At 74.9% G+C, this 14,573-nt stretch carries 11 protein-coding genes; 5 read left to right on the forward strand and 6 right to left on the reverse strand.

Annotated elements, in window-relative coordinates; translation table 11 throughout:
- The 3 genes from ACFV18_RS19885 to ACFV18_RS19895 are packed head-to-tail and all read right to left on the reverse strand — an operon-like array spanning position 1 to position 2,617.
- Positions 1–882, reverse strand: coding sequence for a hypothetical protein (locus ACFV18_RS19885; protein ID WP_380484921.1), 882 nt, complete (start codon positions 880–882; stop codon positions 1–3).
- Entirely contained in the window at positions 879–1,100 is a 222-nt protein-coding gene (locus ACFV18_RS19890) for a hypothetical protein (RefSeq protein ID WP_380484923.1), read from the reverse strand. The genes ACFV18_RS19885 and ACFV18_RS19890 overlap by 4 nt, the downstream gene beginning before the upstream one ends.
- Positions 1,097–2,617 carry a hypothetical protein gene (locus ACFV18_RS19895; protein WP_380484925.1) on the reverse strand — a complete coding sequence of 507 codons (1,521 nt, stop codon included), beginning with the start codon at positions 2,615–2,617 and terminating at the stop codon, positions 1,097–1,099. Before ACFV18_RS19895 ends, ACFV18_RS19890 begins: the two co-directional genes overlap by 4 nt.
- A gap of 156 nt (positions 2,618–2,773) precedes the next feature.
- Between ACFV18_RS19895 and ACFV18_RS19900 the strand changes: the two genes are divergently transcribed.
- Positions 2,774–3,373 carry a hypothetical protein gene (locus tag ACFV18_RS19900; protein WP_380484927.1) on the forward strand — a complete coding sequence of 200 codons (600 nt, stop codon included), beginning with the start codon at positions 2,774–2,776 and terminating at the stop codon, positions 3,371–3,373.
- 12 nt (positions 3,374–3,385) lie between these two features.
- Here the strand turns inward: ACFV18_RS19900 and ACFV18_RS19905 are convergent, their stop codons facing one another.
- Positions 3,386–4,090, reverse strand: a complete 705-nt coding sequence (locus ACFV18_RS19905; protein WP_380484929.1) for an ABC transporter ATP-binding protein — start codon at positions 4,088–4,090, stop codon at positions 3,386–3,388.
- Between the two features lie 153 nt (positions 4,091–4,243).
- Between ACFV18_RS19905 and ACFV18_RS19910 the strand changes: the two genes are divergently transcribed.
- From ACFV18_RS19910 to ACFV18_RS19920, 3 genes are read left to right on the forward strand one after another with little or no spacing between them, the layout of a single operon-like run.
- A complete protein-coding gene (locus ACFV18_RS19910; protein WP_380484931.1) occupies positions 4,244–7,483 on the forward strand; it encodes an FtsX-like permease family protein in 3,240 nt (1,079 codons plus the stop codon).
- Positions 7,480–10,212 carry a hypothetical protein gene (locus ACFV18_RS19915; RefSeq protein WP_380484933.1) on the forward strand — a complete coding sequence of 911 codons (2,733 nt, stop codon included), beginning with the start codon at positions 7,480–7,482 and terminating at the stop codon, positions 10,210–10,212. Before ACFV18_RS19910 ends, ACFV18_RS19915 begins: the two co-directional genes overlap by 4 nt.
- On the forward strand, positions 10,209–11,165 hold the full coding sequence (locus tag ACFV18_RS19920; RefSeq protein WP_380484935.1) for an ABC transporter ATP-binding protein: 957 nt from the start codon (positions 10,209–10,211) through the stop codon (positions 11,163–11,165). Before ACFV18_RS19915 ends, ACFV18_RS19920 begins: the two co-directional genes overlap by 4 nt.
- Positions 11,166–11,233: 68 nt before the next feature.
- Here ACFV18_RS19920 and ACFV18_RS19925 read toward each other — a convergent pair whose 3' ends face one another.
- A complete protein-coding gene (locus tag ACFV18_RS19925) occupies positions 11,234–12,052 on the reverse strand; it encodes a helix-turn-helix domain-containing protein (RefSeq protein ID WP_380484937.1) in 819 nt (272 codons plus the stop codon).
- A 133-nt stretch (positions 12,053–12,185) separates the two neighbouring features.
- Here ACFV18_RS19925 and ACFV18_RS19930 point away from each other — a divergent pair, with 133 nt between their 5' ends.
- Positions 12,186–12,554, forward strand: a complete 369-nt coding sequence (locus ACFV18_RS19930) for a VOC family protein (protein ID WP_380484939.1) — start codon at positions 12,186–12,188, stop codon at positions 12,552–12,554.
- 604 nt (positions 12,555–13,158) lie between these two features.
- Here ACFV18_RS19930 and ACFV18_RS19935 read toward each other — a convergent pair.
- Positions 13,159–14,223, reverse strand: a complete 1,065-nt coding sequence (locus ACFV18_RS19935; RefSeq protein ID WP_380484941.1) for a DUF2804 domain-containing protein — start codon at positions 14,221–14,223, stop codon at positions 13,159–13,161.
- Between the last annotated feature and the right edge of the window lie 350 nt (positions 14,224–14,573).

Consider the following 14,573-nt stretch of genomic DNA (forward strand, 5'->3'; position numbering starts at 1 on the left):
TCAGAGTGCGTGGAACGGCAGACCCGCGTCGGCGACGAGTTCGTCGCTGTCGTCGGGCGGCAGCAGGGTGGCCGTGCCGTCGCTGACCGGGACGACGCCCAGGTCGAGCAGTTCGCCCATGGCGGCGCTGCCGGCCAGGTCGCGGACCTGCAACTGGTAGCGGGCGGTGGTGCGGTAGGTGCCGCCGGCGTCGTCGGAGGTCTTCTGCAGGAAGCCGGAGTCGACCAGGAAGGACACCGCCTTGGAGACGATGCCGGTGGTGGAGCCGGACAGGCGGCGGGCGTCCTTGGTGGCGCCGGTCGCGGAGCGGCGCGCCCACACCCGCCAGGCCGCCTCCAGGGCGGGGGCGGAGCTCGCCGGGTCGGTGTTGCTGCCTTCGGCCGCGGCGCGTTCCTCCAGGCGGCGGCAGGCCTGCCGGACGAACGCGTCCACGCCGTTGACGCTGACCCGGCCGAGGTAGCCGTCGTCGGCGAGGTCCTCGGGGCGGGGGAAGGCGAGCGCGGCGACCGCGAGGTGCGCGAGGCCGTGCAGGAAGCGGTCGGTGGACTCGGAGGCGGCGCGGCGCGAGTAGTCGCCCATCCGGACGGCGAACACCGACTCCTCGGCGGCGGCGACGGCCATGCCGGCCCGCGGCGAGACCTCCAGCACCACCAGGCCCATGCCGGTGGCGACGGCGTCGGCGAGGCGCCCGAACTGCGGGTCCTCGCGGTAGCGGCGCACGAGTTCGGCGTACTCCGCGTCCCGGGAGGGCAGCAGCTTCGCCTGCAGGCCGAAGGACACCAGGCGGGCGGCCTCGGCGACGTCCGCCGGGCTGATCGCCGCGTGGGCGGCGGCGGCCGGCTCGGCGTCCTGCGGCGCCCACGCCTCGGTGCTGGTGGTCATGCGGGTGCTCCTTCGGTGCAGGTGCTGCGGGCGGTGCGGGCGGTGCTGGTGCTGCGGGCGGTGCTCGTGCCGCGGGCGGTACTGGTGCTGCGGGCGGTGCCGGCCGTACTGGTGCTGCGGGCGGTGCGGGCCGTACTGGTGCTGCGGGCAGCGCTCGTGCCGCGGGCGGTGCAGGTGCTGCAAGCGGTGCGGGCGGTGCGGGCAGGACGGCCGGTCACACCGCGTCCCGGCGGTCGGCGGCCATCCCGGCGGCGTCCAGCAGGGCGCTGCCGACGATCAGGTCCGCGCCGCCGAAGCCCGGGTCGTCCAGGCGGGTGCCGTCGTCCACCGCGAACAGCAGGCGTTCCTCGCCCTGCCGGTACGCGGTGCCGACCGGCGGGCTGGCGGCGTGCACGGCCAACAGTGCGACCAGGTAGGCGAGTTCCTCGCCGTCCTCGCCGCCGTCGGTGCCGCGGGCGCGGGCGTCGGCGAGCAGGCCGGACAGGCGGCGGGGCGCGTCGGCGGGCAGGTCCAGCAGGTCGAGCGCGGCTTCCAGTTGGGCTTCGGAGAACCGGCTGTCGTCGGGGGTGGCGACCAGGTCGGGTTCGGGCAGTTCGGCGCCGAGGTGTTCGCGTTCCACGGGCGGGGTGAGCAGCAGGTCGACCAGGTCGCTGACCCGGACCGAGACGGGGGTGCGCAGGCCGGTGCCGCGGGCGAAGAACGCGTCGGTGGGCCGGGTGGCCTCGGCGAGCGGGAGGGTGAGGACCGGGGCGAGAAGTTGACCGTACAGGTCGATGCCGGTGCGCGCGGTGGGCGCGGAGAACGCCTGCCGGTCCTGTTCGGCGCGGAACAGCGGGCCGGCTTCCAGCAGTCGGGTCTGGAGCTGGGTGTGCCGGCGGATGCAGTCCTTGACGATGTCGACGAGTTCGGCGGCGCGCCGCTTGTGCTCGGCGTCGGTGCTCTCGTCGCGGGCCTTGCGGATGTTGGTGAGGATCGCGTTCTCGTGCCGGTACCGGTCGGCGATGTGGTCGAGTGCCTCGTCGATCAGGTCGGGGACGGTCTCCATCCAGTCCACCGCGCGGACGTTGCGGCGGGTGGCCTCCAGGGCGCGGCGCAGCGTCTCGGCGTACTGGACGGTGCGGTAGCGGGCCTGTTCGGCGGCGAGTTGGGCGTCGGCGAGGCGGCCGCGGCGGATCAGCACCTCCAGCTTGACCTCGGCGGCGATCTGAGCGCTCGTCACGTCGGTGTCCAGCGCGCCGACCAGGACGTTGACCGCCTCGTCGGTGGTGCGCAGGTAGACGCCGCCGTCCTGGCCGGGGACTTCCTCGATCAGTTTGAAGTCGTAGTCGCGGCGGGTGTATTCGCCGTCGGGGCCGAAGGTGCCGTAGACGGCGCGGAAGCCGCGGTCGACGCTGCCGACGTTGATCAGCGACTCCAGCACCCAGCGGGCGACCCGCTCGTGCTCGGTGGCGGCCCGGCCGGGGTTCTGGGCGGCGATCCGGGGGTGCAGCCGGCTGAGGACTATGTCGCGGTCGGCGCCGGTGTCGAAGTCCATGTTGAGGGTGACCAGGTCGATGGCGGCGAGGCCGATCTCGGCCATCGTGTACGAGGCGTACTCGCCGGCCAGGTTGACCTTGCGGCTGTCCAGGTCGTGCAGCGGCGCGGTGCAGGCGAGCGCCTTGAGCCGGCGGGCGAGTCCCTCGTCGGCGGCCGGTCCGGGGGCGGGCCTGGTGGGCTGGTCTGCGATGGCGGTCACGGAGGACAAGATTAGGGCTTTCCGTGGACAGGTCCGAAACGTCCCCTTTGGGCGAGCTGTTCCGGCGTGTTGAACGTGTTCAATTTCAGGTCTAGAGTCCTTCTCGCGACACCGCGTGCCGTCTCCGGCACCCGCGTCATGGAGGGGGGAATCCCCATGTCCGACATCGCCACCGCCCCGACCGGTTCCACCACCGCCGGCCCCGGCCCCGCCACCGTCACCGACACCGCGCTCGTCCGGCGCCGGATCAGGCGCTGGCTGTGGCTGTTCATCGTCTGCCTGGTGCTCAGCGGGCTGACCGCCTTCCCGTTGCAGACCGAGACCGACCTACTGGTCCGGGCCCTGGACGCGAGCGGACTCGACTCCGCGCTCCCCGCCCTCGACGCCTGGGTGCGCCGGGTCCGCGACGGGCTCGCCGACGGCTACGGCAACCACCCGTTCCTGGCCTACGGCACCGACTGGCTGGCCTTCGCACACCTGGTGATCGCGGCCGCGTTCTGGGGGCCGCTGCGGGATCCGGTCCGCAATGTGTGGGTGATCCGCTGGGCGATGCTGGCCTGCGGCGGCGTCATTCCGCTGGCACTGATCTGCGGTCCGCTGCGCGGCATCCCGCTGTTCTGGCAATTCGTCGACATGTCGTTCGGTGTCTTCGGCGTCATTCCGCTGCTGGTCGTGCACCGCCTGATCCGCACCCTGGAGTGGGACCAGGCCGTCCGCACCCACCACGACTTCGCCCGGGTCGTCCCCTCCCCCTGAGCGCCCCTCACCTCACGCGGCGCCGGCCTCCGGCAGGCTCACGGTGCCGTCGTGCAGCTCCACGACCCGGTCGGCCTGGTCCATCAGGGCCGGATCGTGGGTGGCCACCAGGGCGGTGACGCCCTGGGAGCGGACCACCGCGCGCAGCAGCTCCATCACGGCCAGGCCGGTCTCGGAGTCGAGCTGGCCGGTGGGCTCGTCCGCGATGATCAGCGCGGGATCGTTGGCCAGCGCCCGGGCGATCGCCACCCGCTGCTGCTGGCCGCCGGAGAGCTCGGTGGGCCGCTGCCCGGCGTGCTCGGCCAGCCCGACCAGGGCCAGCAGGGTGCGCGCCCGCTCCTCGCGTTCGGCGGCGGGGAGCCGGCGCAGCCGCATCGGGACGCCGACGTTCTCGGCGGCGGTGAGCGTCGGCAGCAGGCCGAAGGACTGGAAGACGAAGCCGATCCGGTCCCGGCGCAGCGCCAGCCGCCCCGCCTCGTCGAGGCCGGACAGGTCGGTGCCGTCGAGCGAGATCCGTCCGCCGGTCGGGGTGTCGAGGCCGCCGACCAAGTTGAGCAGAGTGGTCTTGCCGGAGCCGGACCGGCCCTTGAGGGCGGTGAGTTCGCCGCGGGCCGCGGTGAAGGACACCCCGCGCAGCGCGTGCACGGCACGGGCTCCGGTGCCGAAGCTGCGCCACAGCTCCTCGACCACGACCATGGGTGCCTGTGCTTCGGTCATCTCGGTTCCCCCCGCTGGCCATTGAATATGACGGTGCTCGATTCTGATCACCTTGACAACGGTTCGCGCAAGGCCCTTCCGCTGCCGGATCCGATCTGCAAGAGTCGTCCGCCATCCGGTACACGCTGACCGGCACGGGGGTACGGGGAAACGATGTTGGGCTTTGTCCTGCGCCGACTGCGCGGGCGGCTGCCGCTGGCCGCCGCGGTGTTGTTCACGGTGCTGATCACCACCACGGTGCTGACCACGCTGGTGGCCTTCAACCGCACCGTCGCCGAGGCCGGCCTGCGCCGGAATCTGGACGGCGGCAGCCGGGTCGGTGTGCAGCTGAGCGCCGACCACGCGGTGGATGCCAGGGCGGCGGACGACGCCGCGGCCGCCAAGGTCGGCGCGCGGCTGTTCGACGGGCTGCCGGTCACCACGCAGTCCCTCGCCCTCAGCCGCGCGTACGGGCTGCCCGCCCCGCCGAACGCCGCCGCCCGCGAGGTGGACCTGACGATGCTGGCCGCGCCGGACCGCAGCCGGCTGAAGCTGACGGCCGGCCAGTGGCCGACCGCCGACGGCGGCCCGGAGGCGGTCCGGGCGGCCGTGCCGCGCAGCGCCCTGCTCCGGCTCGGTCTGACCGAGAACGCGCTGCCCGCCAAGGTCACCCTGTCCGACCGGTACGGCGGCCGCCCGCTCACCGTCGAGATCACCGGCGTCTACCAGGTCGCCGACCGGGACGCGCCGTACTGGCGGCTCGACCCGCTCGGCGGCCGCGAGATCCAGGTCCGGGCCTTCACCACGTACGGGCCGATGGTGGTGGACGACGGCGTCTTCACCTCCGGCCGGCTGACCCAGGGCAGCCGGAGCCTGCTGCTGACCGCCGACTTCTCCACCGCCGACCCGGAGCGGATCGACCGGATCCGGGCCCGCGCCGACAAGCTGCCCGACCTCGTCAAGCAGGACGGTCCGGGCCTCCAGCCGCAGAGCGAGCTGCCCGCCCTGCTGGCCGAGCTGCACTCGGCGACCCTGGTCGCCCGTTCCAGCCTGCTGATCGGGGCGCTCCAGCTCGCGGTGCTGGCCGGGGCGGCGCTGCTGCTGGTGGTGCACCTGGTGGCGGACCGTCAGTCCCGGGAGAACGCGCTGCTCACCTCGCGCGGCGCGACCCGGCGCCAACTGGCCGCCTGGACGGCCGTCGAGGCGCTGCTGCTGGCACTGCCCGCCGCCCTGCTCGCCCCGCTGCTGACCGGGCCGCTGCTGCGGCTGCTGACCTCCTGGGGCCCGCTGAAGGGCCTTCCGCTGGCACACGCCGACACCGCCGTCCGCCGGCCGGTGGCCGCGCTGTGCGCGCTGGCCTGCGTCGCGCTGGTCGCGCTGCCGCCGGTGCTGCGGCGCGGCGCCGACCGGGTGGTGTCCCGCCGGCAGGCCGTGGTCAGCTCGGTGGCCCGTTCCGGCGCCGACCTGACGCTGCTGGTGCTGGCCGTGATCACCTACCGGCAGCTCGACGCCCGCACCGGCGGCCTCTCGGTGGACGCCTCCGGGCAGCTGGGCATCGACCCGGTGCTGGTCGCGGCGCCCACCCTGGCGCTGTGCGCGGGGACGCTGCTGGTGCTGCGGCTGCTGCCGTTCGCGGCCCGGCTCGGGGCCCGGCTGGCCGCCCGGGGCCGCGGGCTCGGCCCGGCGCTCGGCGGCTGGCAGCTGGCCCGCCGCCCGGGCCGGGCGAACGGCCCGGTGCTGCTGCTGGTGCTGGCGGTCGCCACCGGCGTCCTGGCGCTCGGTCAGCACGCCGCCTGGCGCGACTCGCAGCGCGACCAGGCCGACTTCGCCTCGGCGGGCGGCCTGCGGATCCAGGGCTCGGCGCTGCCCCCGTTCGGCCAGGGCGGCCGGTACGCGGCGCTGCCCGGCGGCGACCGGCTGCTGCCGGTGGCCGGGTTCGACCAGTGGCTCCCGGGCGACAAGCGGGGCCGGGTGCTGCTCACCGACACCGCTCGCGCCGCCACCGAACTGCACGTCCGGCCCGACCTGTTCGACGGCCGGCCCGCCACCGAACTGTTCGCGCCGCTGGCCGAACCGCAGCCGGCCGGGGTGAAGCTGCCCGGAAAGCCGGCCCGGATCGACCTGACCCTGGCCGTCCACGTCGCCGACCGCCCCGAGGGGCTCTACCCGTTCCCCAAGTGGGAGCAGCCGGAGCTGGCGGCACCCGACCTCTGGCTCCACCTGCGGGACGGCTTCGGCGCGGGGTACCGCGTCCTGGTGCCGCAGCTCCCGGTCCAGGGCGAACGGACCTTCTCGGTGGACCTGGACGCGCTGACCGCCGCACCGCTCGGCTCGGCCGCCGCGCCGCTGAGCCTGATCGGCTTCGAGCTGACGTACGGCACGAACACCAGGGACTCCGCGAGCGAGGTGACGCTCCGCCGGCTGGCCGTCTCCGACACCGCGACCGGACCGGCCACGCCCGTCCCGGCGCCCCCCGGCACCTGGAGCGGCTCGGGCATCCCGGTGACGGTGACCGACGACCCCGCCGAGGACCGGCTGGTGACCGTCGCCTACACCCCGGCCGACCCCAACGGCGCGGACCGGCGCGACGGCAAGCACGCCCTGGTGCTCGCCCCCGGCAGCAGCCCGTCCGGCCCGGAGGTCAAGGCCCTGGCCACCCGCACCTACCTGACGGACGCCGGCGCCGAGGTCGGCGACCTGATCAAGGTCCAGCTCGGCAGCACCACCCTCCCGGTGCGGATCACCGGCCAGGTCGAGGCGCTGCCCGTGTACGGCGACACCGCCCTGCTGCTCGACCTGGCCGGCACCCACCGGTGGCTGACCGACCGGAGCGCCGACGTGCCGCCCATCACCGAGTGGTGGCTGCCCGCCACCGGCCCCGACGACCGCACCCCGGCCGAGGCCGCCGCCGCCCTGCGCGCCGGACCGACCGCCCAGCAGCTGACGCTCCGCGAGGAGGACGCCGCCACCCGCTCCGGCGACCCGCTGAGCGCCGCCCCGCAGAGCGTGCTGGCCGCGCTGGCCCTGGCCGCCGCCGTCCTCGCCACCATCGGCTTCGTCGCCGCCGCGGCCGCCTCGGCGAGCGAACGGGCCGGCGAGTCGGCGGTGCTGCTCGCCCTCGGCACGCCCCCGCGGCTGCTGCGCCGGACCGCCGCCGCCGAACAGGTCGTACTGGTGGGCATCGGCACCGGCGTCGGGCTGCTGCTCGGAGCCGTGCTGGCCCACTTGGTGGTGCCGCTGGTGGTGCTCACCCCGGCGGCCCGCCCCCCAATGCCCGAAGTCCTGGTCGGGCTGCCGCTCGGCCAGATGCTGGCGCTGGCGGCCGGGACCGCCGCCCTGCCGCTGCTGTCCGCCTTCCTGGTCGGCAGCCGCCGCGACATGGCCGCCCGGCTCCGGTTCGTGGAGGACAAATGAGCACCCCGGCCCCCTGGGTCCGTACCCGGCTGCGCACCTCGCCCCTGGGCGCCCTGCTCACCGCCGCCCTGGCGTTCACCGTGGTGTTCCTGTCCGCCGCCCTGCCCCGGGCGCAGGACCGGGGCGCGGACGGCGCGCTGCACAGCTTCCTGCGCACGGCCGGCCCGACCGCCACCAGCGTGCACGTCACCTCCGCCATACCCAGCAGCGGCGACCCGTCGCAGCTGCTGGACACCACCGCGGGCCAACTCGCCGCCGCCATCGGCCCGGTGCTCCCGCTCGACCCGAGCGGCACGGTGTACGGACGCCGGGGCGCCCAGGCGCGCAGGCTGCCCGATCCCACGCTGACCCGCCCCGACGGCGTCCCGCCGGAGTTCGCCGTGCAGTACCAGCACGGCGCGCGCGAGCACCTCCGGCTGACCTCCGGCCAGTGGCCGGACAGCCCGCCGGACGGCGGGCCGATCCCGGTCGCGCTGTCGGCGGCCACCGCCGAGACCATCGGGGTCAAGGTCGGCGCGGTGCTCGACGGCACCAGGTCGGTGCTGGACCGCATCGTCACGCCGCCCAGCCCGCAGCAGATCCGGGTGGTCGGCCTGTACACCGTCGACGACCCGGCGGACCCGTTCTGGGACCGGTTCGGCTGCGCGGTCGCCGCCTGCCTGAACCTCACCCCCAGCAGCGGCCCGGGCGACCCGCCCGAGAAGTACTGGTACGCCGTCGCGCTGACCGGCCCGGAGAACGTGTCCCGGCTGGCCGACTGGGGCCGCGGGGCCGAGGACTACTGGCGACTGCCGGTAGGGGTGGACGCGCTGCGGGCCGACCGGCTCAAGCAGACCTCCTTCGGCCTCGCCACCGTCACCCAAGGTCCGGTCTCCATCAAGGTGACCACCGGCCTCGGCCGGTCCAACGTCCGGATCACCACCCAGCTGCGCACCCTGATCGACAACGCCTGGAAGCGGCAGAGCGCCATCGACTCGCTCGCCGAGGTCGGCCCCGCCGGCGCCGCCGGGGTCGCCGCCGTGGTGCTCTGCCTCGCCGCGGCACTGACCGCCGAACGGCGAACCACCGAACTGCGGCTGCTGCGGGCCCGCGGCGCCGCGATCGGCGGCACCTGCCGACGGCTGCTCGGCGAAGGCGCGCTGACGGTACTGCCCGCCGCCGGGCTCGGCGCGCTGCTCGCCTTCACGCTGCTGCCGACCCCGCGTCAGATGCCCTCCGCCGTCGCGGCCGGCGCGGTCACCCTGCTCGCCCTGCTGGCCTTCCCGGTCCGCGCCGCCGTGCTGCTTCGCGACAAGGCCGGTGGCGGCTTCTCCCGGCGCCGCCGCCTGATGGCCGAACTCGCCGTACTGGCCACCACCGCGGCCGCCGTCACCCAGGTCGTCCGGCGCGGGGTGGCCCCGCTCGGCGAAGGAGCGGACCTGCTGCTGGTGGCCGCGCCGCTGCTGCTCGCGCTGACCGGCGCCCTGCTGCTGGCCCGGCTCCAGCCCGTCCTGATCGGGCTGCTGGCCCGCTGGGCCGGGCGGCGGCCCGGCGCGATCGCGTTCCTCGGCCTGGCCCGCGCCGCCCGGGGCAGCGGCCGCTCGCGCCCCTCGGCGCTGCCGCTGCTCGCCCTGGTGCTCGCGGTGACCTGCGGCGCGATCGGCGCCACCGTGCTGAGCTCGGTGGCCGCCAAGCGCACCGAGGTCGCCCGGTACAGCATCGGCGGTGACGCCTCGGTCGGCGCCGGCACGCTCACCGGGCTGTCGCAGGCCTTCCTCGGCGCCGCCGACCGGCTGCCCGGCGTGGACGTCTCCCTGCCGATCTGGACCGACGACGACGTGACCCTGTCGTTCGGCAACGGCGGTTCGGCCCGGGTCAACGTGGTGGTGGCCGACCCCGTCCGGTACGCGAAGCTCGCCGAGGTCGCCGGGCGGGGACGGTTCGACCCGGCGGTGTTCACCGCCCAACCGGACAACTCCTTGCCCGCCCTGGTCAGCAGCGACCTGCCGGAGGGCACCTTCAGCCTCCGGCTGGCGGGCGGCGAGGCGGTCCGGATCCACACCGTCGCCGTCGTCGACGCCACCCCCGCCCTGAACGGCGCCGCCGGCACCACCGTGGTGCTGCCGCTCGACGCGGCCAAGGACCTGGTGCCCCGGTTCGGCGACCCGAGAAAGTGGCTGGCGAGCGGGAACATCGACGACGCCCGCCTGCGCGCCCTGGCCACGCAGTACCTCGGGCCGCCGGCCGCCGGCGACCAGCCGGGCCACGTGGTGCGCACCCGCACCGGCGAGATCGCGGAGCTCGGCGGCGACCCCCTGCAGGCCTCGGCCGAGCGGATGTTCTGGGTCTCGGTCGGCGCCACCGCGCTGTTCGCGGTGCTCTCCGTCCTGCTCACGCTGTTCCGCGCCGGGCCCGAACGGGCCGCGACCCTGGCCCGGCTGCGCACCATGGGCCTGCGGCCCCGGCAGGGGCTGGCGCTGATCCTCGCCGAGGCACTGCCGCAGGCCCTGGTCGCCGCCCTCGGCGGGGCACTCACGGCGGTCTGCGGCGTCCTGCTGCTCGGCCCGGCCGTCGACCTCGCCCCGCTGGTCGGCGCCGACACCCCGACCGGGCTGCGGCTCACCGCCGCGCCGATCCTCCAACAGGCCATCGGGCTGGCGCTGTTGGCCGCCCTCGCGGTGCTGGCCGAGGCCGCCGTCACCGCCCGTCGGCAGATCACCACCGAGCTACGAGCGGGAGACACCCCATGAGCACTCCGCCCCCGAGCCTGGACGAGCTCCGCACCAGGGCCCTGGCCGCCTCCGCGCCCCGGACCGTCCGATCCGACGTCGCGATCAGCTGCGAACGGCTGGTCCGGATCTTCAGCACCGACGGCATCGAGGTGCAGGCGCTCCAGGGCCTCGACCTGACGGTGGACCAGGGCGACCTGGTGGCCCTGGTCGGCGCGTCCGGCAGCGGGAAGTCCACCCTGCTGAACGTGCTCGCCGGGCTGGACACCCCGACCGCGGGCAGCGCCACCGTGGCCGGCCGCGACCTGCTCACCATGACCCCCAAGGACCGGCTGAACTACCGGCGCGAGGTCGTCGGCTTCATCTGGCAGCAGACCGCGCGCAACCTGCTGCCGTTCCTGACGGCCGCCCAGAACGTCGCCCTGCCGATGCAGCTGCGCTCCGGCCACCGCGCCGCCAAACGGCAGCGCGGCCGCGTCACCGAACTCCTGGAAGCCCTGGACATCGCCGAGTTGGGCCATCGCCGCCCCGCCGAACTCTCCGGCGGCCAGCAGCAGCGCGTCGCCATCGCCGTCGCACTGGCCAACGACCCGGCGGTGCTGCTCGCCGACGAACCCACCGGCGAACTGGACTCGGAGACCGCCGTCGGCATCTTCGAGGCGTTCCGCACCGTCAACCGCGAACTCGGCACCACCGTCGTCATCGTCACCCACGACCCGATGGTGGCCGGCGAGGTCCGCCGCACCGTCGCGATCCGCGACGGCCGCACCAGCAGCGAGGTGCTGCGCCGCACCGTCACCGACGAGCACGGCCAGGAGACCGTCAGCGAACGCGAGTACGTCATGCTCGACCGCACCGGCCGGGTCCAGCTGCCCGCCAAGTTCCTGGCCGCCCTCGGCATGGAACACCGGGTCGCGGCCGACCTGCGCGCCGACCACATCGCCCTGCACCCGGACGACACCGACCGGGCCTGACGGGCGCCCGGCGGTGCTGGGCGCCGCCGGGCGCCTGCGGGCGGTGCGGGCCGCCGTCGGGGCCGGCCTCAGCGGCCGCGCGGCGGTCCCAGCAGGCGGCGCAGCGCGGCCGGGGTGTGACCGAGGTGCCGGCGGACGGTGCGGGTCAGGTGCGCCTGGTCCGCGTAGCCGAGGTCGGCGGCCAGGGTGCCGAGGCCGGTCTCGCCGGCCTCCAGGCGGTCGAGGGCGCGGGCGAGGCGGACGCGGTGGCGGTAGTGGGTGACGGAGACGCCGAGTTCGCGGGGGAAGGCCCGACTCAGCCGGTACGGGGACGCGCCGAGCAGTTCGGCGAGCGCGAGCAGCGTGCCGGACGCCGGGTGGTCGGCGGCGATGGCCTCCCGGGCGGCCGCGACCAGCGCCCGGTCCTTCGCGGCGGCCGACCGTTCGTCCGTGCAGGGCGCCGGCCCGGTCGCCGTCCGGGCGACGGCCTTCGCCAGCAGGGCGAGCAGTTCTTCGGTGACTGCGTAGTCGACGTCCCCCGAACCGGCCGCGCGCAGCACCCGGCGGTGCGCGAGGTCGAGCGGCGGATCGACGTAGAACGCGCCCGGCGCGGTGTCCCCCGCCAGGGTGTGCCAGAGCGTGGGGGTGACGTTGATCGCCGTGCAGTGGTCGCCGCCCGACGGGTGGGCGAACGACTCCTCCTCGCCGGGCGGGCCGAGATAGCCGAGGCTCGGGTCGAGTTCGAGGGCCCGCCCGCCGGCCCGGCGCCGGAACCGGCCGCGCCGGACCAGTACCACTTGGTGCGCGCGGTGCACTTCGGGCGGCGACCACCGGGTGTGGTCGCTGCGGCAGACGACGGCGCTGATCTCGAAGTCGGGCCGGGACGCGACGGATTGGAGGGAGAGCACGGCCCGCACCGTACCCGCCGGGTCCGACAAGTGGCCCGGGGCCGCAAGAATGTTCAAGACCCGGGCGGACCGGGTGGGCGAGGCTCGTCACCGAAGCCGCGGTGGCTTCGTCCCTTCACCGAGGAGTCTCCTCTTGTCCGCTCTCACCCAGCTCTCCGCCGTGTTCGTCGACTGCGCCGATCCAGTGGCGCTCGCCGCCTTCTACCAGAAGGCAACTGGCTGGCAACTCACTGACAGCACCGAGGAGTTCGCCGCCCTGGACGCCGGCCGGGGCGGTCCCGCCCTGGCCTTCGCCCGGGTCGCCGACTACCGCGCCCCGCAGTGGCCCGAGGGCGCCAAGCACCTGCACCTCGACTTCACCGTCGCCGACCTCGACCGCGCCGTCGCCGAGCTGCTCGAACTCGGCGCCACCCGCCCCGAGTTCCAGCCCGGCGGCGACAAGTGGGTCGTCCTCACCGACCCCGAGGGCCACCCGTTCTGCCTGGTCCCCGCCGCGAGCTGACCGGACCCGCAGGTCACCGGCCCAGCTGTCGCATCGAACGGCCCCGGCGGGAAAGGCGAGTTCGAGGGCGACACGGCCGGTGAGCGGCTCGTGTTCCTCGCGTGCGGCGAGCACGGGCTCGCCGAGGTGGCGGGCGAACGGCGTCACGGCGTGGTCGCGGCGGACGTCGATGCGGCCCCACTCCCCCATGCCGAGGTCCTCGTGCGGCGGCTCCTCGTCCACGATCAGGCACCAGTCGGAGCCGGTGGTGATCCGGGTACGGCCGCCCCGGTCGTCGTGGAGCCGAACGGCAACCGGCTCGGCCTGGTACTCGCGCTCGGCGGGGCGCGCGTACCAGGCCGCCGCCAGCCCGGCCGGCCGTCGGCCGACCAGAGTGGCGGGGTCGATGCCGTCACCGTGGCCGGGGCACCTGGGCAGCGGGGCGGGGACGTTCACCGACCGGCCCCGTCGAGGCTCCGCGCGGCGGCGATCGCGGCGCCCTGGCCTGCCGGCGGCTGACCGACCGGGCGCGGCAGGTCGGCGAAGTCGAGCTTGTTCTCCACCCGCGGCTGCCTATCACCGGCGCCCACGGCCCGCACAGCGGTTCTCCGGCGGCCCCCGGTACTCACCAGCGCATCCGGACGTCCTCCGCCCACCCCAACAGCCCGTCCACCGCGACCTTTTGACCGTCGTCGGTGCGGATGCTTCCCCGGTAGTGCCCGAAGCACTGGTCGGTGCGGTTGGCGAGCAGTCCGGCCTCGGTGCGGACGCGGCGGTCGTGGAAGGGCGTGAAGGTGAGCTCGACCTGGTCGCTGTCGGGGGTGCTGATCCGCCAGGGGGCGAGCGGGGCGGCGGGGTCGTACTGCCAGTCGAGTTCGGTGCCGAGCTTGCTGAGCCGGCCGTCCACGCAGAGCGCGTTCTCGGTGGCGCCCGTCCCGACCGTCCACTGCCCGCCGAACTGGAGGCCGACCACGTGCCCGTCGGTGCGGCCGGACGCGGCGCCCCAGTTCCAGCTGAGCGAGCGCGGCCAGCGGCCCCGGCCGTGGTCGAGCACGCCCCAGGCATCCGCGCCGAACTCGTAGCTGCGGTCGCCGAGTCGCACGGTGCCGGTGGCGGGGCGGGCGGTGTGCTTGGAGGTGTACTGGAAGCGCTTTCCGTCCCAGGGCACGACCACCGACAGCGTCTCGTGGCCGTCGGGCAGAGCCACCAGCAGGTCCACTTCGAGCGGCCGCAGATCGGCGGTGAGCGCGCGGGCCAGCAGCCGGGTGCCACCCTTTTCCTGACGGATCGCCACCCGGACCTGACGGCGGCTGGGCCGCTCGGGCCCGACGACAAGATCCCCGCCGTACCGGCCACCGGACCCGGCGATGCCCTCCGGCATCGCGGTACGGCGGCCGGGCACGCCGGGGGCCAGCGCGGTGCGTTCGTGGTCCTCCAGTACACCGTGGTCGTCCCAGGCCAGGAAGTGAACGGCATCCAGAGTGAGGAAGTCGAGGTCGCTGACAGTCAGCGCCACCAGGTGGCCGGGCGTCGTGACACACCAGTACTCGAACCGCTTGGTCCGCCCCCACCCCCGCAGGTTCCCCCGGTGCAACGGAGTCCGAGACCACCCAACCGCCCCGGGGTTGAGCCGCCCATCAGGCCGGCACAGGTCAACGGGCTCGGTGATCTCACGCTCATGGGTCGCCATCCGCGCACCCTACTGCCACCCGAGAACCGGCGCGCACGAAACCAGCGAGAGCCCAACCAGATCCGACAGCAGCCCGGAGATCAACTTCCGCACCCGGCGGCGGGTTCAACTCGGGCGAACCGGCTGGCCATCCGGCTCATCAGACCTTCGAACGCCTCCAGCCACTGGGCAGGAACTACGCTGACGTCCGAGGCCGCCGCGTGGCTATTGGCTGTCCATACAACACCATCACGAGCATGAGGCATGGACTGCGATCGCGTTCATCCAGTTGCCAGGTGACCTCGACAACGTCCGCACCGCGCACCCCGTCGTCCGGTACGAGCATGGCGAACACGAGTACCGGACCAGCC

The organism is Kitasatospora sp. NPDC059673 (genome assembly GCF_042734215.1).
GTDB lineage: Bacteria > Actinomycetota > Actinomycetes > Streptomycetales > Streptomycetaceae > Kitasatospora.

Coding starts and splice junctions, on each gene's coding strand:
- ACFV18_RS19905 (WP_380484929.1), bottom strand. CDS start 4,090: ATGACCGAAGCACAGGCACCCATGGTCGTGGTCGAGGAGCTGTGGCGC.
- ACFV18_RS19900 (WP_380484927.1), top strand. CDS start 2,774: ATGTCCGACATCGCCACCGCCCCGACCGGTTCCACCACCGCCGGCCCC.
- ACFV18_RS19885 (WP_380484921.1), bottom strand. CDS start 882: ATGACCACCAGCACCGAGGCGTGGGCGCCGCAGGACGCCGAGCCGGCC.
- ACFV18_RS19910 (WP_380484931.1), top strand. CDS start 4,244: ATGTTGGGCTTTGTCCTGCGCCGACTGCGCGGGCGGCTGCCGCTGGCC.
- ACFV18_RS19920 (WP_380484935.1), top strand. CDS start 10,209: ATGAGCACTCCGCCCCCGAGCCTGGACGAGCTCCGCACCAGGGCCCTG.
- ACFV18_RS19935 (WP_380484941.1), bottom strand. CDS start 14,223: ATGGCGACCCATGAGCGTGAGATCACCGAGCCCGTTGACCTGTGCCGG.
- ACFV18_RS19915 (WP_380484933.1), top strand. CDS start 7,480: ATGAGCACCCCGGCCCCCTGGGTCCGTACCCGGCTGCGCACCTCGCCC.